Here is a 22421-nt window from a genome sequence, read left to right on the forward strand (position 1 = left end):
CCGTCATGCCCGTGGGCCGTCCGTCGCCTCAGGGACTCACCGCGGCCTGCCCCGGTGTCCCTCGGCGTCCACCGCGTCCCGGCGGCCGCCGTGCTCCCCGTACTCGGCTTCCGCGATCTCCGGGTGGTGCAGGTCGAAGGCCGGCGACTCGGAACGGATGCGCGGCAGCGCGGTGAAGTTGTGCCGGGGCGGCGGGCAGGAGGTCGCCCACTCCAGCGAACGGCCGTACCCCCAGGGGTCGTCGACCTCGATCCGCTCCCCGTGCCGGGCCGTCTTCCAGACGTTGTACAGGAACGGCAGCGTGGACAGCCCCAGCAGGAACGCGCCGATGGAGGACACCGTGTTGAGCGCGGTGAACCCGTCCGCGGCCAGGTAGTCGGCGTACCGGCGCGGCATCCCCTCGGCGCCCAGCCAGTGCTGCACGAGGAACGTCGTGTGGAAGCCCACGAACAGCGTCCAGAAGTGGACCTTCTCCACGCGCGGGTCCAGCATGGTGCCCGTCATCTTGGGCCACCAGAAGCTGAAGCCGCCGAACATGGCGAAGACGATCGTGCCGAACAGCACGTAGTGGAAGTGGGCGACGACGAAGTAGCTGTCGGTGACGTGGAAGTCCATCGGCGGGGACGCCAGCAGCACACCGGTGAGCCCGCCGAACAGGAAGGTCACCAGGAAGCCGGCCGCCCACAGCATGGGCGGTTCGAAGGACACGGAGCCCTTCCACATGGTGCCGATCCAGTTGAAGAACTTCACCCCCGTCGGCACCGCGATCAGGAAGCTCAGCAGGGAGAAGAACGGCAGTAGCACGGCCTGCGTGGCGAACATGTGGTGGGCCCACACCATGACGGACAGACCGGTGATGGTGATGGTCGCGCCGACCAGCCCCATGTAGCCGAAGATCGGCTTGCGGGAGAACACCGGGATGATCTCCGTGATCACCCCGAAGAACGGCAGGGCCAGGATGTACACCTCGGGGTGCCCGAAGAACCAGAACAGGTGCTGCCACAGGAGCGCACCGCCGTTCTCCGGGTCGAAGACGTGCGCGCCGAACTTGCGGTCCGCCTCCAGCGCGAACAGGGCCGCGGCCAGCACCGGGAAGGCGAGCAGCACCAGCACCGAGGTGAGCAGCACGTTCCAGGTGAAAATCGGCATGCGGAACATGGTCATGCCGGGCGCGCGCATGCAGATGATCGTGGTGATGAAGTTGACCGCGCCGAGAATGGTGCCGAAGCCCGCCAGCGCAAGCCCCATGATCCACAGGTCGCCGCCGACGTACGCGGTGCGCTCCCCGCCGCTGAGCGGGGTGTACGCGGTCCAGCCGAAGTCGGCCGCGCCCTGCGGGGTGAGGAAGCTCGTCAGCACGAGCAGGCCGCCGAACAGGAACAGCCAGTACGAGAACATGTTCAGCCGCGGGAAGGCGACGTCGGGGGAGCCGATCTGCAACGGCATGACCGCGTTGGCGAACCCCGCGAACGTGGGCGTCGCGAACAGCAGCAGCATGATCGTGCCGTGCATGGTGAACGCCTGGTTGTACTGCTCCTGCGACAGCAACTGCAGTCCGGGCCGGGCGAGTTCGGCCCTGATCGCCATGGCGAGCACCCCGCCCACCAGGAAGAAGCAGAACGAGGTGATCAGGTAGAGGTGCCCGATCTTCTTGTGATCGGTGGTGGTCAGCCAGCTGATGACGATGCGGCCCGGGCCGCCCGAGGGGCGCGCGGCCGCGGGTACCGGGGCAGCCGGTTCAGTGTGTGTGGCCATCGGTGTCCTCACGCGGCGGGGCAGTGGTGGCCAGTGCGTATCCAACTCCGGGCAGGTTAGTCCTCCGCGTCGCGATCCGGCGGGGCACACGGCGCGGGACCGCCCGTCCCGACCCGTACGGGCGCCTCCCGGGTGCGTGGGGCTACGGCCCGGGCGAGGGTGGGCGTCATGCCCCAGGTGGTCGTGCATCCCCCCGCAGCCGACGGGGGCCGTCGGGTCCGGGTCGGCGAGCACTTCGTCGGCATGGCGTACACGACGCTCGACGTCGTCGAGTTCCTCCGCTCGGCCGGTCTGGAGGACGTGGAGCCGCGGGACGTCGTCGACGCCGAGTGGATCGAGTGGCGCGGCGGCGGCCCGGAGTCCTGGGCCCGCTGAGCCCCGCTGGGTCTCGCTCGGTCTCAGGTCGCGGGTGCGTCAGAAGGCGTACCGGATGCGCAGCCACGGGGAGTGGGCCGCGACCAGCTCGCGCAGGCGCCGCACGGCGTCGGCCTTGACCTGGTTGCGGTAGCGGACGTTCAGGGCGCCGTTCTCCGAGCGCTTGCCCTGCTGGAGGGCGGGCTGCCACAGCAGCTCCTCGGCGCGCGGGTGCCAGCCCAGGTTGACCTCGTGCAGCTCCCGGTTGTGCGTCAGCATGATGACCTCGGCGGCCGCCTGCCGCTTGACCCGCTCCGGCAGCACGTCGTCGAGCCGGCGCAGCAGCTCGGCCCAGTCCTCCTCCCAGCCGGGGCGCAGGACGACGGGGGAGAGGTTGAAGTGCACCTCGTAGCCCGCGTCCAGGAAGTCCGCCGCGGCGGCGATCCGCTCGTCGACGGGGGAGGTGCGCAGGTCGAGCAGGCGGGAGTCCTGCGGCGGCATCAGCGAGAAGCGGACGCGCGTGCGGCCGCGCGGATCCAGCGCGAGCAGGTCGGGGTTGACGAACTTGGTCGCGAAGGACGCCTTGGCGGTGGGCCACCGGCGGAAGGCCCGGACGAGGTCCGCGGTGTTGTCGCAGACCAGCGCGTCCACCGAGCAGTCGCCGTTCTCACCGATGTCGTACACCCAGGCCGACGGGTCGCACTGGTTGGCCTCGGGCTTGGGTCCCAGGCGCGCGAGGTGCCGGCCGAGGTGCCCGATGATCCGGTCGATGTTGGTGAACACGGTGATCGGGTTGGCGTAGCCCTTGCGGCGCGGCACGTAGCAGTAGGCGCAGGCCAGGGCGCAGCCGTTGGACGGGCCGGGGGCGATCCAGTCCGCGGAGCGGCCGTTGGGCCGCGTGGCCAGGGACTTCCGCTCGCCCAGCACCAGCGTCTCGCCCTTGACGCGCACCCAGCGTTCGAGGTTGCCCTCGTTGCCGTACAGCCCCGGGATGCGCCAGTGCGAGTCGACCTCGATGACCTCCGCCTCCGGGAAGCGGGCGAGGACCTCACGGCCGCGCGGTGACGCGGCGGCCGCCGGCTCGGCGTAGACGGTCCGCACGGGCAGCAGACGGCGCGCGGCGGCACTGTCCCGGAACGGGTCGCCCTCCGTGGCCGCGGGCCGCGGGGACGGACCGCCGCCGCCCTCGGCCGGGACGGGGTGCCCTAGGGCGTCCAGGTCGAACAGGGTGTCGGATCCGCTGCTGTCCGGCCCCACGGAGGGGTACGGCATGTCTGCTCCGTCGAAGGGTGTGCGGGGGCCGTGACCGTGCGGCCCGGCGAGGAACGCACCCGGGCACCGACGCGGGGGCGCCGACGGGTGCGGGTCCTTCCACCGTACTCGCCGGCGCCCGGAAACCCCTCCGGCGCGGACTTCGTCCGGGAACCTCCCACCGCACCCGGGGTCCTACCGCGCCCGCGCGATCAGCAGCGCCACGTCGTCGTGGTCGTCCGGGTGCCGCAGGCCGTGCAGCAGCAGGTCACACGTCTCCTCCAACGGCCGCCGCGGTTCGTCGAGGAAGCTCAGCATGACGTCCAGCCGGTCGTCGATCGAGTGCTGCCGGGTCTCCACGAGGCCGTCGGTGTACAGGACCAGCAGGTCCTCGGGTTCCAGCGTCACCGTCGTCGCCTCGAAGGTGACGCCGCCCACCCCGAGCGGCGCCCCGGAGGGCAGCCGCAGGAGCCTCGGCGGACGGCCGGGACCGACGAGTGCGGGCGGCATGTGGCCGGCGTTGGCGATGCAGCACTGCCGGGTGTGCGGGTCGTACACGGCGTACAGGCACGTGACGATGTAGTGCTCCAGGTCGCAGGTGATGTGGTCCAGGTGCTCCAGCACGGCGCCCGGGTCGAGGTCCAGGTCGGCGTAGGCGCAGGTGGCGGTGCGCAGCCTGCCCATGGTGGCGGCGGCGTCGATGCCGTTGCCCATCACGTCGCCGACGACCAGCGCCGTCTTGTCGCCCGTGAGCGGGATGACGTCGTACCAGTCGCCGCCCACCTCGCTGGTGGCCTGCGCGGGCTGGTAGCGCGAGGCCAGTTCCAGGCCGGTCCGGTGCTGGGCGTGCTCGGGCAGCAGGCTGCGCTGCAGCGTCAGCGCGGTGTTGCGCACGCTCTGGAACCAGCGGGCGTTGTCGATGGCGACGGCGGCCCGGCTGGCCAGCTCCCCGGCCAGCACCACGTCGTCCTGGTCGAACGGCAGCGGATTGCGGGTGCGCTTCAGGTCCAGGGCGCCCAGCACCTCGCCGTGCGCGATCAACGGCACCGCCAGGTAGGAGTGCACGCCCGCCCGGGCGAGCAGACCGGACGCCTCCTCGTCGCGCCCGATGCGGGCCAGGTCCCGGTCGCCGACGTGCCGCACCAGCACCGGCCGGCCCGTGTGCACGCACAGCGTCACCAGCCGGTCCCCGTCGTAGGCGGTGAGGTCGCCGGGCGCGTCGGCGGCCTCCAGCGCGACCGTCGGGTGGGCCGCCGTCAGGGCGAGTGCCCGGAACAGCTCGGGCCCGTTGTCCGGCCGACGGGTGGTCCGGCACGCCAGGGCCGAGTCGAGGATGTCCACGGCGACCACGTCGGCGAGTTCCGCGGCGGCGATCTCGGCCAGTTCGTGCGCGGTCCGGTCGACCTCCAGGGTGGTGCCCACCCGCGTGGAGGCGTCCGCGATCAGGGCCAGCCGGCGCCGCGCCCGGTCGGCCTCGGCGGCCGCGCGGTGCCGCTCGGTGACGTCCACCACCGACGCGGCCGCACCCAGCACCCGGCCACCGGGGTCCTCCAGCCGGTAGAACGACAGCGACCAGGCCCGCTCCTGGTCGGGATCGGCGGCCGGCCGGCCCACGTGGTACTGGTCCAGCAACGGCGTCCCGGTGGTGATCACCTGGCGCAGCGCGGACTCGATCGTGTCGACGTCGGGGAACCGCAGCGTATCCCGCAGGTGACGGCCGACGTGGTCCTCGGCGGGGATCCCGTCGATGCGTTCCAGCGCGGGGTTGACCAGCAGGTAGCGCAGGTCCGGGTCCAGCAGCGCAAGCCCGATGGGGGACTGGTTGATCAGCCGCTCGCACAGGGCCAGGTCGGTCTCCACGCGCTGCAGCAGCGCGTGGTCGGCGGCGATGCCCAGCGCGTACATGTCCCCGAGGTCGTCCTGCAGCCGCATGTTGCGGAACTCCGTCAGCCGGGTGCTGCCGTCCTTGTGCCGGATCGGGAACGTCCCGGCCCAGCTGCGGCCGGTCTCCAGCACCTCCGCGAACAGGCTCACCACCGACTGCAGGTGCTCGGGGTGGACGAACAGCCGGGCCGCGTACGTGCCCAGCGCCTCCTGCGCGGTGTAGCCGAACAGGTCCTCCGCCTGCGGGGTCCAGAACACGATGCGCCCCTCGCTGTCCAGCACGACCGCCGCGACGCTGAGGACGTCCAGCAGCCCCGTCGGCCGGGACGCCTGGAGCGCACCGGGAGCGTCGTCGCCGTACTCGAACGATTCGGCTGTCATGGACGACCTCCCGTACCGGCTCGGGGCCCGTGCCGCCCGCGTCCGTCGTGCCGCGCGCGGGCCGGGGCCGCCCGCCGGTCCTTCCATGCTGCCCCCGCCGCCGCGCCCTGCCCAGTCAGGGGCCGGGCCGGCGGCTTGGGGAACCCCGACGGGCGGCGAACCGTGCGGATCGGGCGGCCAGGCAGGAACATGGTCCTGTACCAGTCCTGCGAGGGACGGCGCCCATGGATGCTCCGCGACAACGCTGCGACCCGCCGGCGTCCGCCGGACCGCACGAGCCCTTCGACGCGTCCAGCGACGCGGCCGCCGTGGTGGACACGGCCGGCGTGGTGCTGGGCTGGAGCGTGGCCGCCGAGGCGCTCCTCGGCCGCCCGGCCGCCGAGGTCGTCGGCCGGCCCGCCGCGCGGCTGCTCGACGCACCCGTGGAGCCGCTGCGCGCCGCGGGCGTCGCCGAGCGGTGCCGGTCCGGTGTGGGCTGGAGCGGCGTGGCCGCGCTGCGCCACCGCGACGGCCGCCGGCTCGACGTCGACCTGCGCGTGTCGGCCTCGTTCGGCATGGGCGGCGGCGAGTGCTTCCTGCTCTCGGCCCGGGAGCGGCGCGAGCGCTGGACGATGGACCGGTCCGTCCTGGACGGCTTCCTGGTCCGCTCCCCGGTCGGCATGGCCGTCGTCGACCGCGACCTGCGCTTCGTCTGGCTCAACGACACCCTCGAACGCCTCGGCGGCGTGCCCCGCGAACAGCGGCTGGGCCGGCGGCTCAGCGAAGTGCTGCCCGGCCTGGAAGCCGAGCCGCTGGAGGGCATGATGCGCAAGGTCCTGGAGACGGGCGCACCGGTCACGGACTACGAGTACGGCGGCTGGAGCTGGGCCGACCCGTACCGCCGGCACGCCTGGTCGACGTCGTTCTTCCCGCTCGTCGACGCCGACGGCACCGTCACCGGCGTCTGTTACATGGTCCTGGACGTCACCGAGCGGTGGAACGCCCGCCAGCTGCTGTCCCTCGTCAACGAGGCCGGGACCCGCGTCGGCACCACCCTGGACGTGATGCGCACGGCCCAGGAGCTGGCCGACTTCGCGGTGCCCCGCTTCGCCGACTTCGTCGTCGTGGACCTCCTGGAACACGTCCTGAGCACCGAGGGGCACGGCACGTGGCTGACCGACGCCGGACCGGCACCGGCCCGGGCCGTGATGCGGCGCGCCGGTCTGCGCTCGGTCCGCGAGGGCTGCCCGGAGGCCGTGGCGCGGCTCGGGGACACGGTGGACTTCCTCCCGCCGCCGCACGACGCCCGGCTCCTCATCGACGGCGAACCGGTCCTCCTGCCGGTCCTCGACCCCGCGGACGAACTGTGGGTCACCCAGCAGCCGGAGCGGGCGCGGCGGCTGCGGGCGTTCGGCCTGCACTCGTTGATCTGCGTGCCGATGCGCGCCCGCAACACCGTCCTGGGCCTGACCACCTTCATGCGGTCGGTCAACCCCATGTCGTTCCAGCCCGACGACGTCCTGCCGGCCCGGGAGCTGGTGGCGCGGGCCGCGCTGTGCGTCGACAACGCCCGCCGCTACACCCGTGAACACAGTGCCGCCGTCACCCTCCAGCGCAGCCTGCTGCCGCAGGCCCTCAAGGGCGGCACGGCCCTGGACGTGGCGTCCTCCTACCTGCCGGCCGACCCCCGCGGCGGCGTCGGCGGCGACTGGTTCGACGTGATCCCGCTGTCCGGGGCCCGCGTCGGCTTGGTCGTGGGGGACGTCGTCGGCCACGGCATCACGGCGGCGGCCACCATGGGCCGGCTGCGCACCGCGGTGCAGACCCTCGCCGACATGGAACTGCCGCCCGACGAACTCCTCGCCCACCTCGACGACCTGGTGCTCCGGCTGAGCGAGGAGATGACCGACGACGAGGCGGCCCGGCAGAGCTCCGCGGCCTTCCTCGGCGCCACCTGCCTCTACGCCGTCTACGACCCCGTCAGCCGGTCCTGCACCATGGCCCGCGCCGGGCACCCGCCGCCGGTCGTGGTCGCCCCCGACGGACAGGTCTCCTTCCCCGAGCCCCCCGCGGGCCCTCCGCTGGGCCTGGGCGGCATGGCCTTCGAGGCCGCCACCATCGAACTGGCCGAGAACAGCCTGCTCGGCCTGTACACCGACGGCCTGGTCGAGGGCGGCGACCGGGACATGGAGCACGGCATGGCCCGCCTCGCGGAGGCCCTGTCCCGCCCGGAGCCCGACCTGCGCAAGCTGTGCACGTCCGCGGTACGGCGGCTGCTGCCCGATCCGCAGCCCGACGACGTCGCCCTGCTGCTGGCCCGCACGCACGCGCTGGGCGCCGACCACGTCGCCTCCTGGGACGTGCCCGCCGACCCGGCCGCCGTCGCCGACCTGCGCGCTCGGGCGACCCGTCAGGTGGCGGACTGGGGGCTGGGCGAGCTGGTCATGACCACCGAGCTCATCGTCAGCGAACTGGTCACCAACGCCATCCGCTACGCCGAACCCCCCGTGCGGCTGCGCCTGTTGCGTGACTCCCGCCTGACCTGCGAGGTGTCCGACGCGAGCAGCACCGCACCCCGCCTGCGGCACGCCCGCTCCACCGACGAGGGCGGCCGGGGCCTGTTCCTGGTGGCCCAGCTGGCCCACCGCTGGGGGGCGCGCTACACCGCCACCGGGAAGGTCATCTGGGCCGAGCAGGAGATCCCGTGAACGGCACCCCGCAGGCCGGTCGTCGTCAGCCCGCCGCGCGGCGCACCAGCTGGGAGATGAACTCCTCGTCGTCGGCCGTCAGGTCGGCGGTCACCGCGAACGCGGTCGGCCACAGGGCGCCGTCGTCGAGGCGTGCCGCGTCGTTGAAGCCGAGCGTGGAGTAGCGGGCCTTGAACTTCCCGGAGCACTGGAAGAAACAGACGACCTTGCCGTCCCTGGCGTACGCCGGCATCCCGTACCAGAGCTTCGGTGCGAGCTGCGGAGCGGCCGCGGTGACCAGGGCGTGCACCCGCTCGGCCAGCGCCCGGTCGCCGTCCTCCATCTCGGCGATCTTCGCCAGCACCTCCTTCTCCGCGTCCGCCTTCCCGCCCCCGCGACGGGCTCCGCGCGTCTCCCGGGCCCGCTCCTTCATGGCGGTGCGCTCCTCCGCCGTGAACCCCGTCTCACCCATCACACGTCTCCCGCTCGCCGGACCGTCCCCCCGTCGGGGCTGTTCCGAGCCTAGGGGGAGGCGGCGGGCGGCGGCTTCTCCGAAACTGACGGGTCGGCCGGCCGGGCGGCGACGCCGGGCGCACTTCCGGGGTGCCCGTTCGTTGGTGAGGGCGAGGGCGGCGGTGTGCGCGGCCGACCGGTCGTGGCCGGTGAGCAGAGAGGCAGCCCTGTGATGAACCACCAGACGGTGCGCGACGTGATGAGCAGCGCGGTCGTCCGGGTCCAGGCCGGCACCCCGTTCAAGGAGATCGCCCACCTGCTGCTGGAGTACGACATCACGGCGGTGCCCGTGGTGGACGCCGGGGACCGTCCCGTGGGCGTCGTCTCCGAGGCCGACCTGCTGCACAAGATGTGGGGCCGGCAGGAGGCGGGCGCGACGGGCGCCGCACCGCCGCCCGCGAAGACGTCGGCCACCGACGCCGCCGGACTGATGACCTCCCCGCCCGTGTGCGCGTACGAGGACTGGAGCGTGGTCGACGCCGCGCGGGTCATGGCCGGGCACGGCGTGAAGCGGCTGCTGGTCGTCGACGAGGAACAGCGGCTGATCGGCGTGGTCAGCAGGAGCGACCTGCTGCGCATCTTCCTGCGTACCGACCAGGCGCTCCGCACCGAGATCGTCGAGGAGGTGCTGGTCAAGACGCTCGGCGAGGCACCCTCGGCCGTTCAGGTGGACGTCACGAACGGCCAGGTGGTCCTCAGCGGCCGCCTGTCCCCGGGGGTGTCGGTGACCGAGCTGGAGGAGCTGTGCGGGGCCGTCGACGGCGTGGTGGCCGTGGAGTTCCGTCCCGTGCCGGACCCGGAGACGGACGGCGAGGTGCGCCCCTGAACGCCCCCTGGCGCCGGGGCGGTCCGTGCGGGTGACGGGGGCTTTCGACCGGGGTGATCAGGGAACCCGTCGAGCGGCACACCGCACGACCAGACCAGGAGGCCGACGTGGGCGACGAGCAGCACGCTCAGCAGGACCCGACGACACAGCACCCCCAGCCGGACTTCGCGTCCCAGGACCAGCCGCACCCGGGCTGGACCGGGCCCATGGACCCGCCGCCGGACCACGGGGAGGACTCCTACCGTGGCTCGGGCCGGCTGGAGGGCCGCAAGACGGTCATCACCGGCGGCGACTCCGGCATCGGCCGCGCCGTCGCCCTGGCCTTCGCCCGCGAGGGCGCCGACGTCCTCTTCACCCACCTCGACGAGGAGGTGGAGGACGCCCAGGAGACGACCCGGTTGGTGCAGGAGGCCGGGCGCAAGGCGGTCGCCGTCTCCTGCGACATCCGGGAGGAGGCCAACTGCCGCGCCCTCATCGACCGGGCGGTCGAGGAGTTCGGGCACATCGACGTCCTGGTGAACAACGCGGCCTACCAGATGTCCCAGCCGGACGGCATCGAGGCCATCACCACCGAGCAGTTCGACCGCGTCCTGCGGACCAACCTGTACGGCATGTTCTGGCTGACCAAGTTCGCCCTGCCGCACATCCCCGAGGGCGGCAGCGTCATCAACACCACGTCGGTGCAGGCGTACAAGCCCAGCCCCCACCTGCTCGACTACGCGATGACCAAGGGCGCGATCGTCACCTTCACCCAGGGCATGGCCCAGATGGTCGCCGAGCGCGGCATCCGCGTCAACGCGGTGGCGCCCGGCCCGGTGTGGACGCCCCTGATCCCGGCGACCATGCCCGACACGTCGGAGTTCGGCAAGCAGAGCCCCCTCGGCCGCCCGGCCCAGCCGGCCGAACTGGCCCCCGCCTACGTGTACCTCGCCTCGCAGGAGGCGAGCTTCGTGACGGCCGAGGTCCTCAACGCCACGGGCGGGACTCCGCTGCCGTAACGCGGCCGCCCCGCCGTCCCCCCCTCGCCGGCTGACCGGACAGCAGCCGGCGAGGGGTGGTCGGTCCGCGGGCGGCGGGCGGCCCTCTCAGCGGTTGCGCAGCGCGCTGGTGGCGAAGAAGCCGGTCGCTCCGGCGGAGATGAGGGCGCAGAGGGCGAGCAGAGCGGTACGTCGCATCGTGGTGGTCCTTCCGACAGCGGTGGATGGTCGTGCCCAACGACACCTCAACGCCCGCCCCGCCCACCCCGCTTCTGTCCCGGCCCCGACCCCACTCGAACGGACGCGAGCAGCCCGCGCGCGTCCACCGGACGGCCCCCGGTGTGATCCCCCTCCTTGCGCGCGGGACGCCGATGCGGTTCCCCTGTCGTCGAACGCTCAGCCGAAAACCGTTATGCGGTGCTCCCCCAGGGATCTCCCCTACGACGGACAAGCAGCATTCGGCGTCGACGACAGGGAAACGGCACATGAGGTCAGCGCAGACGAGCACCACGGACACGGCGGCACTGGTGAACGCCGCGCGAGCGGGCGACCAGGCGGCCCAGGACGCGCTCGTCGGCGCGTACCTCCCGCTCGTCTACAACATCGTGGGCCGGGCGCTCAACGGCTCGGTGGACGTCGACGACGTCGTGCAGGAGAGCATGCTCCGCGCCCTCGGGTCCCTGGACACCCTGCGCGCGCCCGAGAGCTTCCGTCCCTGGCTGGTGGCCATCGTGATGAACCAGGTGCGCGCCCACTGGCAGGGCCGCACCCCCGCCGGGGGACCCGTGGAGGACGCCTGGGACGTCGCCGACCCGGGAGCCGACTTCGTCGACCTGACCATCGTGCGGCTGCACCTGTCCGGCCAGCGGCAGGAGACGGCACGCGCCACGCGCTGGCTGGAGCCCGCCGACCGGGCGCTGCTGTCGCTGTGGTGGCTGGAGACCGCCGGCGAACTCACCCGCGCCGAGGTCGCCGCGGCCCTCGAACTCACCCCCGAGCACACGGCGGTCCGCGTCCAGCGGATGAAGGCCCAGCTGGAGGCCGCACGGGTGGTCGTGCGCGCCCTGGACGCCCAGCCCCCGTGCCCCGACCTGCGCACCACGCTCGCCGGGTGGGACGGCCTTCCCTCCGCGCTGTGGCGCAAGCGCATCGCCCGGCACGCCCGCGACTGCGCCCGCTGCTCGGGCCTGTGGAGCGGGCTGGTGCCCGCGGAGGGGCTCCTGGCGGGCCTCGCGCTGGTCGCGGCCTCGCCCCTGCTCCTGGAGCGCGTCCGCACGGCCACGGACACCCTGGTGGCCGCCGGATCCGTCGTCCCGCCGGCCGACGGCGCCGAACACCTGGTGTCCTCGCGGCCGGGCGCGCACGCCGCCGCGGACCGGGGCCTGTCGCGCGGCGCGGCCCGGCGCAGGCGCCGGACCCGCCGACGGGCGGTCGGCGGGGCGGTCGTGGCGGCCTGTCTGGCGGGCGGCGGTCTGACCTACGTCATCACCCAGCCGGGGGAGGGGACGGAGGAGCCGACCGCCGCGCGCGGCGCGGAGATATCCCCGGCGGCACTGCCGCCGACCCCCGCCCCCGGCTCCGACGCCCCGCCGTCCCCCTCGCCGTCCGCCCGTCCCTCCCGCTCGGCATCGCCGTCCCCCAGCGCGAGCCCCACCCCGAGCGCCCGGACCACCAGCCCCACTCCCGCCCCACGGCCGGTCGCGCCGAAGACCGCCGCCGCCAGTCCGCGCGCGGCGGCGCCGCCGGCCTCCTCGGACGTCGCCACCCAGGTGCTCGCCCTGGTCAACCAGGAGCGCACGACGGCGGGCTGCGCCCCGCTCACGTCGAACGACCGCCTCCGCGACGCCGCGCAGGCCCACTCCGACGACATGGCGGCCCGCGACTTCTTCGACCACGTCAACCCGGACGGCACCGACCCCGGCCGCCGCATCACCGCCGCCGGGTACCGCTGGTCGACCTACGGCGAGAACATAGCCAAGGGCCAGCAGACGGCCCGGTCGGTGATGACGTCGTGGATGAACAGCCCCGGCCACCGCGCCAACATCCTCAACTGCGCCTTCAAGAACCTCGGCGTGGGCGTCCACCAGGGCGACGGCGGCCCGTACTGGACCCAGGACTTCGGCACCAGGATGTGACCGGATCCGGTCTCCCGTCCGTCAGCGTCCTGCGTCGTCGGGCGGCACGCGCGTCCCGCGCTCCGACTCGTCCGGTGCCACGAGCGACTGCGTGAGCGGAATGCGGGACAGCGCGAGGACGCCGGCTGCGATCAGGACCACTCCGAACAGCTGGGGCAGCAGCCACCAGCCGGAGCGGACCTCCTCCTCGTACAGCGTGATGCCGAGGGCGAGGCTCACCGCCGCGTCGCCGAGGGTGAGCGCCGGCTGGGAGGCGACCAGCGGCCCGGCCTGCATGGCGTTCTCCAGCAGGAACAGCGCGCACACCCCGGCCGCGGCGAACGCGTACGTCTCCCAGGCGGTGAAGAACGCGACGATCCCGTCCTTGTCGAGGGTGTGCGTGGACGCCTTCATCAGGGCCGCGGTCACCGCGTAGCAGATCGCGGTCGCCGCTCCCAGACAGGCGGCCCGCGCGCGCCCCTCGGGCCGCCGCAGGGCCGCCAGGGACAGGGCCACCACCGCGCCCACGGACACGGCGAGCGCCAGGATCCAGCGGTGCGGGGCCACCTGGGTGAGGTTGCCGTGGGGGGACGCCGCGGCGAGCGCGACGGCGAGGCCGGCCACCACCGCCGTCACCGTCAGCCAGCCCCGCGGCGGCAGGCGCCGGTGCAGCACGACGGTGGCGATCATCAGCGCGAGCGGCAGCTCCAGCACGAACAGCGGCTGCACGACGGTCAGCGGCCCGGTCGCCAGCGCCACGGCCTGGCAGACGGCGGCGCCGACCACCGCGAGCATCCCGCCCAGCCAGACGGGCCGCCGCAGCAGGTCGAACAACAGCCCCACGCGCAGCCCCTGGGACCGCGGCACCGTCAGCGCGGCCTTGCGCTGGAGCACCGTCGCCAGGGCATTGCTGAAGGCCGCCCCGAGGGCGAAGACGACGGAGAGCAGGGCCAGCACGGGGGCCACCTCCCGGTTCGGCGTACGGATGACGCCGGCTCGGTACGGGGACGCCGGCTGTGCCTCCTCCTGCCATGGTCCGGCCCCCGGGCACGCCATGCGATCGGAGCACCGGGCCGCCGCGTCGGGGCGGGTGGCCGGATCCCGCGCGGAATCCGTCCGGAATGTGGTGCGGTGAAGCGGCCCCGCGGGGGTACGGGCAGAGGGACGCGTGGCAGATGTGCTCGGAGGGGTGACGATGCGTTCGGTGACTCAGTTGCGACAGCTCAGGGCCGTGTACGCCGGCGGGGTGCTCGCCTGGACCCTCAGTCTGCTGCTGAGCAGCGTCTGGGGCGAGGGATCGGCCCGGCAGACGGTGGTCCTGCTCGTCCTGCTGGCCGCCTTCCTCGTCCTGCTGCTCTGGTCCACCTGGTGCCTGTGGGAGGCCACGGCACGCCGCACGGCCGCGGGCACCGCGACTGTCGCGGCCGCCGCCGCGAGCGCACCCGCCGAACGGTCGTAACGTCCCGGGTTTCCCGGGATCTTGTGGCCGGTGCGGGGTAGGCGCGTGGAGACCGAGGGAGGAATGCCATGACGACGTACGTCATCTCGGTGCCCGGGACCTTCACGGGCGGAGCCGGGCCGGACACGCGGACCGAGCTGGCCCGGGCCCTGCGCCCGGAGGACCCGCACCGCACCCACCTGGGGACCGAGGAGGACCTCGACGTCCTCACCGTCAACGACGACGACACCTTCACCCTGCGCCTGACGGTGGACGCCGGCAGTGGCCCCGAGGCCGAACGGGAGGCCAAGCGCATCGCCGCCTCCGCGCTGAGCGCCGTGGGCCTGGACGAGTCGCGCGCACCCCTGGGACCGGCGGCGGTCACCGGCATCGACTCGGAGGGCTGACCCGGGGCCCGGCCCCTCCGCCCTTCACTCACACGCGTGACGGGCGACTCACTCACACGCGTGACAGGCTCACTCACACGCGTGAAGGACGACCGCCATCCCGTGGCCCGCCGCATGGACCGGGCGCCCGCGGGGAGAACCGCCCTGTCCGATGACGTTCCCGTCGAGCCAGGGGGCCGCGGTGTGGCAGGTCGTCTTCACCGCCGACTTCGCGTCGGAGCACCAGTGGGTCGCCGGGCGGTCCTGGGCCTATCCCGACGGCGGCCCCACCAACCCGGGCGACAACAAGCTCGACCACCTGACCGACGCCCCCGACCACAGCCGCACCGGGACGTTCCGCGCCACGCGCCGCGCCGACGGCCTGTGGGACACCGGCCTGCTCACCACGGAGGGCAGCGCCGAGGGCTTCGAGGTCCGCACCGGGGACCGGCTGGAGGCCCGGGTGCGCCTGCCCGTCGGCCTCGGCGCCTGGCCGGCGATCTGGACCTGGCGGGACGGCGACAACGAGGTCGACCTGTTCGAGTACCACCCGGACAACCCCGACCTGCTCGAACTCACCAACCACGTGCGGCAGGCGGGCGAGTACGTGCGGGACGAGGCGGTCCGCCCCGGCGGCCTCGTCGACCTCGGCGTCACGTTCGGCCGGCGCGACGTGGTCTGGACACTGAACGGCGCGGCGGTCTTCTCCGACGGACGCGGCGTGGGACGCGACTGGCACGCCCACCTCATCGTCAACCTGTCGGTCTGCGCGGGCCGTTACCACCCGCCTCCCGACGCCTCCGCCACCGAGCTGTCGTACACGGTGGAGAACCTGGTCGTGCGGCGGCCGCAGGAACGGCAGCCCGCCTGACGGGGGCGCGGGAGCGGGAAGGGACGTGGCGGGCCCCCGTGGCGGGGACCCGCGGGGCGTCAGCCAGCCACGGCCTCCACCGCGGCCAGGTCCTCGCCGGTCAGCTCCGCGATGCGGTACGGCGGCACGCCGGCGGAGACGGCACGGGCCAGCAGCGCCTCACGGCCGTCCGCGCAGTCACGGTAGGCCAGCAGCTCCTCCTCCAGCCGGGCCACGTCCTGCGGGGCCGTCTCATGGCGCAGACGGCTCAACTCCTCGTCGCCGAGGGGCACGGGCAGCCGCTCGGCGTCCTCCGGCAGCGCGGCGGTCTGCTCCGGGGGCAGCAGGCGCAGCTCGGGGGACGCCGGGGTGACCCCCTGCGCGTCGAGCCACGCCCGTACCGCGGGCGTGTCCATGAAGGCCAGCTCGCCGACGGCCGCCGGCGGCACGCCGAGCGTCGCGCCCGGACCGGTCAGCAGGGCGAGGTAGGCGTCATCGGTCATTCCTCGGTTCCTCACGGGAGAAGTTCTGGTCGATCCAACGCCGTCCCTCTACCCGCAAACGGCCTGGTCCTGCATGGTCCGGACGGGCGATCCCCCGGATCGACCCGGTGTTCGGGAGGGGTCCGGGAACTCGTAGGCCTGCTCCGTGGGATCGCGGGTAAACGACCGGTGTGAACGGGGTAACTGAGGCGACCACAGTGGAACCCGCGCCCATGGGCGGGGACGATGCGGCGCCGTACGTGACGACGAAACAGACCACGTTGGTCCTGGAGGGCGACGGGAGCTGCATCGCGCAGTCCCGCCACCTGGCCGCGGACTTCCTCTCCCGGATGCGGGACGAACACGGGGTGCCGGTCTCGCAGCGAGCCATGGACGTGTCGCAGCTGGTGGTCAGCGAGCTGGTCACCAACGCCCGGAAGTACGCGCCCGGGCCGGTCCTGCTGGACCTGCGGCTCGCCGGGGACACCGTCGAGATCATGGTGTGGGACTCCGATCCGGTGCTGCCGGTGGCCCGTGCCGCCGACGTCGGGCGCGTCGGGCAGCACGGCCTGGAGATCGTGCTGGCCGTCGCCGAGGGGTTCGACGTGCAGCGCGAGCCGGTCGGCAAGCGGATCACCGTGCGCATCGCGCTGGCGGACCGCTAGCGGCCGTCGGGGCGACCGGTCCGGTACGACAACTGCCGCGACGGATGAGCAAGCGCTCAGTAACATGACCTCCACGTGCATCTGCCGCGAGGAGGGCCCACCATGCCGGTGTCGGACGTCGAGGCGTTCTACGAGCGTGCCGACGACACCAGGTTCCTGCCCACCGGGTACGCCCGGGGTCCCTGGGACGCCGACGCGCAGCACGCCGGGCCGCCCGCCGCGCTGCTCGGTCTGGCCGTCGCGCCGCGGCCGGGGATGCGGGTCGCCCGGCTGACGTACGAGATCATGCGGCCGGTTCCGCTGCGGCCGCTGACCGTGTCCCGCCGGGTGCTGCGCTCCGGGCGCAGCGTCGAGCTGGTGGAGGTCGCGCTGACCCCCGACGGCGGCGACGAGGTCATGCGGGCGACGGCCCTGTCGATGCGCGCCGTGCCCGGCTCGGTGCCGGACGTGTCACCGGCCCCCGAGGTGCCCGGACCCGAGGACGCCTCCGCGGCGAAGTTCTTCCCGGTGCCGTGGGAGCAGGGCTACCACACCGCCATGGAGGTGCGCTTCGCGGCGGGCTCCTTCCTGGAGACCGGCCCGGCCACCGCCTGGATGCGGATGCGCGTGCCCCTGGTCGCGGGGGAGGGGATCACCCCGCTCAGCCGGGTGTTGACCGCGGCCGACTCCGGCAACGGCGTGAGCGCCGCCCTCGACTTCCACCGCTACGTCTTCGTCAACGCCGACCTCACCGTGAGCCTGCACCGCCACCCCGAGGGCGACTGGGTGTGCCTGGACGCCCGGACCATGGTGGACGGCGGGGGCGTCGGCCTCGCCGAGTCCGCCCTGCACGACACCAAGGGGCCGCTCGGCCGCGGTACGCAGAGCCTGTACGTGGCCGAGCGCGGCTGAAGCACTCGGCGAAGAGGACTGCTGCGCACTCACCGAGCGGTTCCTGCGCGGTCGTACGGCGGCGCGGGCGTCCTGAGCCGACACCCGCCCGTCGTCAGGCGGCGTCCTCGGAACGGGACTCGGAGGCCGCCGGGGTCGGGTCGGTCCGGTCGGCCTGTGCGGCCCGGCCGGTCTGCTGCTCGGGGGCGTCGGGCGTGGTGTAGAAGACCGAGCGGCCCTGACGGGTGCGCTGCGCCTGGCCCTTGGCGACGAGCGCTTCCAGCGTGGTGCGCACGACGGTGGGCTTGACGCCACGGTCGGTGTGGGCGCGGCCGAGGGTGGTGGCGATCTCCGCCGCGGAGCGCGGCTCGGACTGCTCCGCGAGGTGTTCCCGGACCAGGTCGACCAGCGTCGGCCGGTCCGCGGGAGCGGCGGCTGCCTTGCGGCTCTTGGCGGGCGCGGACGCGGGGGACTTGGCGCTCCTGCCCGCCGTGGATGCGGCGGACGCCGGGGACTTGGCGGCCTTGGCGGCCTTGCCCGCGGCGGGTGCGGCGGACTTGGCGCTCTTGTCTGCGGAGGCGGTGGACGCGGTGGACGCGGCGGAAGCCGTGGAGGCCGGAGGCTTCACCGCCTTGGTCACCCTGGTCGCCTTGGCCGCGGTGGACGAAGCAGCCTCGGGCGCCGGGGACTTGGTGCCCTTCGCGCGGCCGGCCGCCTTCTTGCGGGGCGCGGGCACCGTGGGCGTGGTGGTCGGTCCGGCGGGGGCGGACGGGGCGAGGCCGAGGGCCTGCTGCAGGTTCACGAGCACGGTGTGGTCGTGCTGGAGCGTGGTCAACTGCTCCTGGAGCGCGGCGATCTCGGCGCTGAGGCGGGCCTGTTCCTCGACGTTGCGCTCGAGGTCGGTGGTCACCTGCGAGGCGTACTGGGATGCGAGTCGGGTGGTGGCCGTGGTGTTCTCGGACATGGCGCTGACCTCTCCGCGGCCTCGGCCGGCAGTGTCCGTCCGGACCGCTGAAAACTCGGTGGGCCGACGAGGCGTTGGGCGTCTCGTGGCTCTCGTTGCGGCGAAGGGCGACCTGACGGGTGCCGTGTGCCGTGGGAAGCGATAGTACGCATCGGCGGAGTAGTTGGTTCCCTTTCAAGGGGTCCGACCTCGCGGGATGGGCAGGCGGAAGCATCAACCAGCCCAGAAGTCGGGCGAGTTGTGTGGCAGCACGCGAGTTACTTGTCTTTCTCCGCCCGGGTGACGTCCTGGGCCTGCTCGGATGCGTCCGGTGTGTCGGGCGTCGGGTCCGGGGACTGCGACTCGGTGGTGGCGGACGCGCTGGGCGTGGTCGGTTCGGGGGCGCCGGTGGCCGGGGGGTGCGACGCGCCGCGGGCCGGGCCCCGGCCGGGGGTCGTCGACGGCTTGCCCTTCCCGTGGGTGGCGCCTTGGCCGGGAACGTGGTCGTGGCTCGGCCGGGCGGCCGGGGCACCGGGCTGCTGGGCGAGGCGGGCGTCGCGGAGCTGGGTGCCGGAGCCGGACGAGTCGAAGGACCCGGAGGACCCGGAGGCGCGGGAGGAGCCGGCGGCCTGGGCGGTGGCCGGGGCACTCGGCGCGGTGCGGGCCGTCCCGGTCTTCGCCCCGGGGGTGGCCGGGGCGTCGGTGCCGGTGGCCGAACGGCTGTCCGTGCGGGACGCCCGGTCGCCGGACGCCTGGTCCGAGGAACCGGCGGTGACGGCGAGCGTGGCGGCCATGACGGTGGCGACCGCGGCCGTTCCGCCGACGGTCAGGAGACGCCGTCGCGTGCGCCCGCCGGTGGTCGCTCCCGCGGGTGTCGACGCGCCCGCCGCGACTGCCGCCACGACCCGCTCGGGGGCCGGCGGTACGTCGTGGTGGGTGGGGCGGGGGTCCGCCTCCTGCGTGCCCCGGGGGACCACGCTCGTCAGGCCGGCCGGGAGCGGGGCGGCCGCGGGGCCGAGGGTGTCGGCCAGGGCGGCCAGCCGTCGTGCGCACGCGTGGGCCGACGGGCGGTTGCACTCGTCCAGGTCGGTCGTCTCCCGGATCAGGGAGGCGAGTTCGTCCGGCAGGCCGTCGGGGAGCACCGGCTCCCGGTGCAGGCGCGCGATCGCCGACTCCAGGGGGACGCCGTCGTACTCCAGACGGCTCGTCAGGCACTCGAGGAGGACCAGTCCGAGGGCGTACACGTCGGCCGCGGGGCCCACCGGGCGTCCCAGCACCTGCTCGGGGGCGAGGTAGGCGGCGGTGCCGATGAGCGCGCCGGTCGCCGTGCGGGAGGTGGAGTCGAGGAGCCGGGAGATGCCGAAGTCGGTGAGGTGGGGACGGCCCGAGCGGTCCAGGATGATGTTCGAGGGCTTGACGTCGCGGTGCACGATCCCGGCGGCGTGCGCGTGGTCCAGGGCGTGCGCGAGGCCGGCGCCGAGCGTCGCGGTCTCGGCGGGGGAGAGGGGGCCGGCGGCTATCCGGTCCTTGAGGGTGGGGCCCTCTATCAGCTGCATCACCAGGAAGGCGGTGCCCTGGTGGCGTCCCGCGTCGTAGACGGTGACCAGGCCCGGGTGGTGCAGCCGGGCCAGGATGACCGCCTCGTTGTGGAACCGCTCCTCCATGTCGAGGTCGGTGCCGGTGCGGAAGATCTTGACGGCCACCGGCCGCTTCAGCCGGTCGTCGAAAGCGCGGTGGACGTCGGCGGCGCCGCCCGAGCCGATGAGCGCGTCCAGGCGATACCGTCCCCCCAGTACTCGCTCGGAACACCAGGCGGACTGGCGGAGCCTCATGTCATCTCCTACTGCGTCACGGGGGGGTGGCGTCGGACGGCGCCCAAGGGGAGGGGGGCGTTCCTCCACGCGTACCCGGGAGTCGCGGGAGTACCCCGGTCATGACGCCGATTGCCCGGACGCGCGTTCAGCACCTGCGGCGGCCCGGCACCGGCACACCGCCTGGTCATCGGTGCCGGCGCGGTGTGCCGAGGGGGCGGCGTCAGGAGTGGCGGGCGTGCACCGGACTGTGCGCGACCTCGTCCGGGCAGGCGCCGCGGGAGGACCGCGCGCGCCGGTCGTGCAGCCAGTCGTGCGTCGCGAGCGCCAGCGAGGCCGCCATGCCGACGAGGGCGGCGCTCAACGCGGTGACGAGGGCCCCGCGGTAGTCGTGGCCGCGTCCCAGGACGACGTAGAAGAGGCCGGGCAGCGCGGCGGTGCCGACGGCCGCACCGAGCCGCTGGCCGGTCTGCAGGGCGCCGCCCGCCGCGCCCGCCATGCGGACGGGGACGTCGCGCAGGGTCATGGTGATGTTGGGCGAGACCACGCAGCCACTGCCCAGCCCCCCGACGAACAGGACCGGGGCGGCGATCCAGGGGGCGGTGTCCAGCGGCGCGAGGCGGAGCAGTACGGCGGTGCCGCCCAGACCGAGGATCACCCCGGACAGCCCGCACACGGTCAGCAGCCGGCCGAACCGGTCGACCAGTCGGCCCGAGATCACCGCGGCACACGCCGAACCGAGGGCGAAGGGGGTCACCGCGAGACCGGAGCGCAGCGGCGAGAAGCCGAGGCCGTGCTGGTAGAAGAGCGCGAAGACCAGCCAGACGCCGCTGAAGCCGATGAAGTACAAGGTGCCGACGCCCGCCCCGACGGCGTAACCGCGCACGGTGGTGAACAGCCTCGGGTCGAGCAGCGGCTGGGTGTCCCGGGCGACCAGGCGGCGCTGCCACCACACGAAGGCGGCGAGGAGTCCGGCGCCGACGGGGAACAGCCACCACAGGCCGCGGAGGCCACCGGAGTCGGCCTGCACCAGCGGGTACATCAGGGCGAGCACGCCGAGGCCCAGCAGGAGGATGCCGGGCACGTCCACGTGTCCCCGTCCCGAGCGCTTCGTGCGGGGCAGCAGACGGCGGCCGAGCAGCACGGCGAGGATGCCGATCGGGACGTTGACGTAGAAGATCCACCGCCAGCCCTGGGGGCCCGAGGCGAGGGCCAGGATGGCGCCGCCGGCCAGGGGGCCCACGGCGGAGGAGACGCCGACGGTGGCGCCGAAGAAGCCGAAGGCGCGGCCGCGTTCGGCGCCGCGGAACATCTGCTGGATGAGTGCCGAGTTCTGTGGGGCCATGAAACCGGCCGCGAGACCCTGGGCCAGGCGGGCCACCACGAGCAGCGTGATGCTGGGGGCGGCTCCGCAGGCCGCGCTGAACAGCACGAACCCGCTCAGCGCGAGCAGGAAGATGCGGCGCCGGTCCAGGGCGTCGCCGAGGCGTCCCGCGGTGACCAGCGCGAGGGCGAAGCTCAGGGCGTACCCGGACACCACCCATTGCACCTGTGCGGGGGAGGCGTGCAGCTCACGCTGGACGGTGGGCAGGGCGACCGCCACGATCGTCACGTCGAGCAGGCTCATGAACCCCGCCACCAGGGTGACCCACAGGGCCCGCCACCGGTGCGGGTCCGGCTCGTAGCCGTCGTTCCGAGCGCCGGGCTGCCCACCGCCCCCGGATGCCGTCGACGTGCTCACACTCGCTCCTCCCACCGGCTTGGACCCGGCCACCAGGTTCCCCCACAGGGCAGCGGCACACACCCGCGGTCGCGGCGGGGAGCGCGGGAACCCTGAGGTGGCCGCCCCCCTCGCGTGCGGTTTATATGAGGGAACAGACGCTTGCCGCGGACGGGGGCCGGCCCCGCGTCGACCACTCCTGACACGAGCGACCGGGAAGGACGAGCTGCCTTGATATCCGCTGTCGTGATCCCCCTGCTCCTGCTCGCCGCGGTGTTCGCACCCGGCCTCTACGAGGACTGGCAGACCCACGCGCGCCGGAAGCGGCTGCCCCTGCCCCCGGCCCGGCCGTCCCTGCGCACGAGGCTGCGCCGCGCGACGGCGACGGGCGTACGGCGCGGCACGGCGTGGGCCGCCGAGCGGCGGGGCAGCGCCCGCCGACCTGTTCGGCGCACCCGGGAACACCGCCGACCGGCCTGGCGCACCCAGGGACACCGCTGAGGGTCCGACCGGGAACGGCTTCCCCCCTCGACGT

The 22421-nt window shown here is 73.9% G+C and carries 20 protein-coding genes; 11 read left to right on the forward strand and 9 right to left on the reverse strand.

What is annotated here, in order from left to right; translation table 11 throughout:
- Positions 1-36 precede the first annotated feature (36 nt).
- Complete coding sequence (gene ctaD, locus E4U91_RS33205) at positions 37-1755, reverse strand: aa3-type cytochrome oxidase subunit I (RefSeq protein WP_137310236.1); 1719 nt, start codon at positions 1753-1755, stop codon at positions 37-39.
- A 168-nt stretch (positions 1756-1923) separates the two neighbouring features.
- On the opposite strand from ctaD, the gene E4U91_RS33210 reads away from it, so the two are divergent.
- The gene (locus E4U91_RS33210) at positions 1924-2130 is read left to right on the forward strand and encodes a hypothetical protein (RefSeq protein ID WP_137310237.1); all 207 of its coding nucleotides are present in this window, start codon (positions 1924-1926) and stop codon (positions 2128-2130) included.
- Between the two features lie 39 nt (positions 2131-2169).
- Here E4U91_RS33210 and E4U91_RS33215 read toward each other — a convergent pair whose 3' ends face one another.
- Together E4U91_RS33215 and E4U91_RS33220 are read right to left on the reverse strand one after the other, a co-directional pair.
- Entirely contained in the window at positions 2170-3381 is a 1212-nt protein-coding gene (locus tag E4U91_RS33215; RefSeq protein ID WP_137310238.1) for a spore photoproduct lyase family protein, read from the reverse strand.
- Between the two features lie 174 nt (positions 3382-3555).
- Positions 3556-5625, reverse strand: a complete 2070-nt coding sequence (locus E4U91_RS33220; protein WP_137310239.1) for a SpoIIE family protein phosphatase — start codon at positions 5623-5625, stop codon at positions 3556-3558.
- 224 nt (positions 5626-5849) lie between these two features.
- On the opposite strand from E4U91_RS33220, the gene E4U91_RS33225 reads away from it, so the two are divergent.
- Entirely contained in the window at positions 5850-8312 is a 2463-nt protein-coding gene (locus tag E4U91_RS33225) for a SpoIIE family protein phosphatase (protein ID WP_137310240.1), read from the forward strand.
- A 25-nt stretch (positions 8313-8337) separates the two neighbouring features.
- Here E4U91_RS33225 and E4U91_RS33230 read toward each other — a convergent pair whose 3' ends face one another.
- Positions 8338-8763, reverse strand: coding sequence for an iron chaperone (locus E4U91_RS33230; protein ID WP_137310241.1), 426 nt, complete (start codon positions 8761-8763; stop codon positions 8338-8340).
- Between the two features lie 213 nt (positions 8764-8976).
- On the opposite strand from E4U91_RS33230, the gene E4U91_RS33235 reads away from it, so the two are divergent.
- The 3 genes from E4U91_RS33235 to E4U91_RS33245 all read left to right on the forward strand — a co-directional run bounded on the left by E4U91_RS33235 (position 8977) and on the right by E4U91_RS33245 (position 12742).
- Positions 8977-9630 (forward strand): CBS domain-containing protein, encoded by a 654-nt coding sequence (locus tag E4U91_RS33235; protein ID WP_137310242.1) that lies wholly within the window; start codon positions 8977-8979, stop codon positions 9628-9630.
- A 107-nt stretch (positions 9631-9737) separates the two neighbouring features.
- Positions 9738-10628: an SDR family oxidoreductase gene (locus E4U91_RS33240; RefSeq protein WP_137310243.1), complete on the forward strand. Its 891-nt coding sequence runs from the start codon at positions 9738-9740 to the stop codon at positions 10626-10628.
- A 464-nt stretch (positions 10629-11092) separates the two neighbouring features.
- Entirely contained in the window at positions 11093-12742 is a 1650-nt protein-coding gene (locus tag E4U91_RS33245; RefSeq protein WP_137310244.1) for a sigma-70 family RNA polymerase sigma factor, read from the forward strand.
- Positions 12743-12763: 21 nt separating this feature from the next.
- Here E4U91_RS33245 and E4U91_RS33250 read toward each other — a convergent pair whose 3' ends face one another.
- Entirely contained in the window at positions 12764-13678 is a 915-nt protein-coding gene (locus E4U91_RS33250) for a DMT family transporter (protein WP_137310245.1), read from the reverse strand.
- A 247-nt stretch (positions 13679-13925) separates the two neighbouring features.
- On the opposite strand from E4U91_RS33250, the gene E4U91_RS33255 reads away from it, so the two are divergent.
- The 3 genes from E4U91_RS33255 to E4U91_RS33265 all read left to right on the forward strand — a co-directional run bounded on the left by E4U91_RS33255 (position 13926) and on the right by E4U91_RS33265 (position 15416).
- Positions 13926-14180, forward strand: coding sequence for a hypothetical protein (locus E4U91_RS33255; RefSeq protein ID WP_137310246.1), 255 nt, complete (start codon positions 13926-13928; stop codon positions 14178-14180).
- A 68-nt stretch (positions 14181-14248) separates the two neighbouring features.
- Entirely contained in the window at positions 14249-14566 is a 318-nt protein-coding gene (locus E4U91_RS33260) for a hypothetical protein (protein WP_137310247.1), read from the forward strand.
- Between the two features lie 151 nt (positions 14567-14717).
- Positions 14718-15416, forward strand: a complete 699-nt coding sequence (locus E4U91_RS33265) for a LamG domain-containing protein (RefSeq protein ID WP_137310248.1) — start codon at positions 14718-14720, stop codon at positions 15414-15416.
- Positions 15417-15475: 59 nt separating this feature from the next.
- On the opposite strand, the gene E4U91_RS33270 is transcribed toward E4U91_RS33265, so the two are convergent.
- Entirely contained in the window at positions 15476-15898 is a 423-nt protein-coding gene (locus tag E4U91_RS33270; protein WP_137310249.1) for a DUF6003 family protein, read from the reverse strand.
- Positions 15899-16110: 212 nt separating this feature from the next.
- Between E4U91_RS33270 and E4U91_RS33275 the strand changes: the two genes are divergently transcribed.
- A complete protein-coding gene (locus E4U91_RS33275) occupies positions 16111-16542 on the forward strand; it encodes an ATP-binding protein (RefSeq protein WP_137310250.1) in 432 nt (143 codons plus the stop codon).
- A 102-nt stretch (positions 16543-16644) separates the two neighbouring features.
- Positions 16645-17433, forward strand: coding sequence for a thioesterase family protein (locus E4U91_RS33280; protein WP_174867897.1), 789 nt, complete (start codon positions 16645-16647; stop codon positions 17431-17433).
- A 94-nt stretch (positions 17434-17527) separates the two neighbouring features.
- Here the strand turns inward: E4U91_RS33280 and E4U91_RS33285 are convergent, their stop codons facing one another.
- From E4U91_RS33285 to E4U91_RS33295, 3 genes are all read right to left on the reverse strand, one after another.
- Positions 17528-18376 (reverse strand): hypothetical protein, encoded by an 849-nt coding sequence (locus E4U91_RS33285; protein WP_137310251.1) that lies wholly within the window; start codon positions 18374-18376, stop codon positions 17528-17530.
- Positions 18377-18633: 257 nt separating this feature from the next.
- Positions 18634-20187 carry a serine/threonine-protein kinase gene (locus tag E4U91_RS33290; RefSeq protein WP_137310252.1) on the reverse strand — a complete coding sequence of 518 codons (1554 nt, stop codon included), beginning with the start codon at positions 20185-20187 and terminating at the stop codon, positions 18634-18636.
- Positions 20188-20389: 202 nt separating this feature from the next.
- Positions 20390-21907: an MFS transporter gene (locus tag E4U91_RS33295; protein ID WP_137310253.1), complete on the reverse strand. Its 1518-nt coding sequence runs from the start codon at positions 21905-21907 to the stop codon at positions 20390-20392.
- Positions 21908-22117: 210 nt separating this feature from the next.
- Here E4U91_RS33295 and E4U91_RS33300 point away from each other — a divergent pair, with 210 nt between their 5' ends.
- Complete coding sequence (locus E4U91_RS33300) at positions 22118-22387, forward strand: hypothetical protein (RefSeq protein WP_137310254.1); 270 nt, start codon at positions 22118-22120, stop codon at positions 22385-22387.
- The last annotated feature ends 34 nt before the right edge of the window (positions 22388-22421 follow it).

This window comes from Streptomyces lasalocidi, from assembly GCF_005280215.1.
GTDB lineage: Bacteria > Actinomycetota > Actinomycetes > Streptomycetales > Streptomycetaceae > Streptomyces > Streptomyces longwoodensis.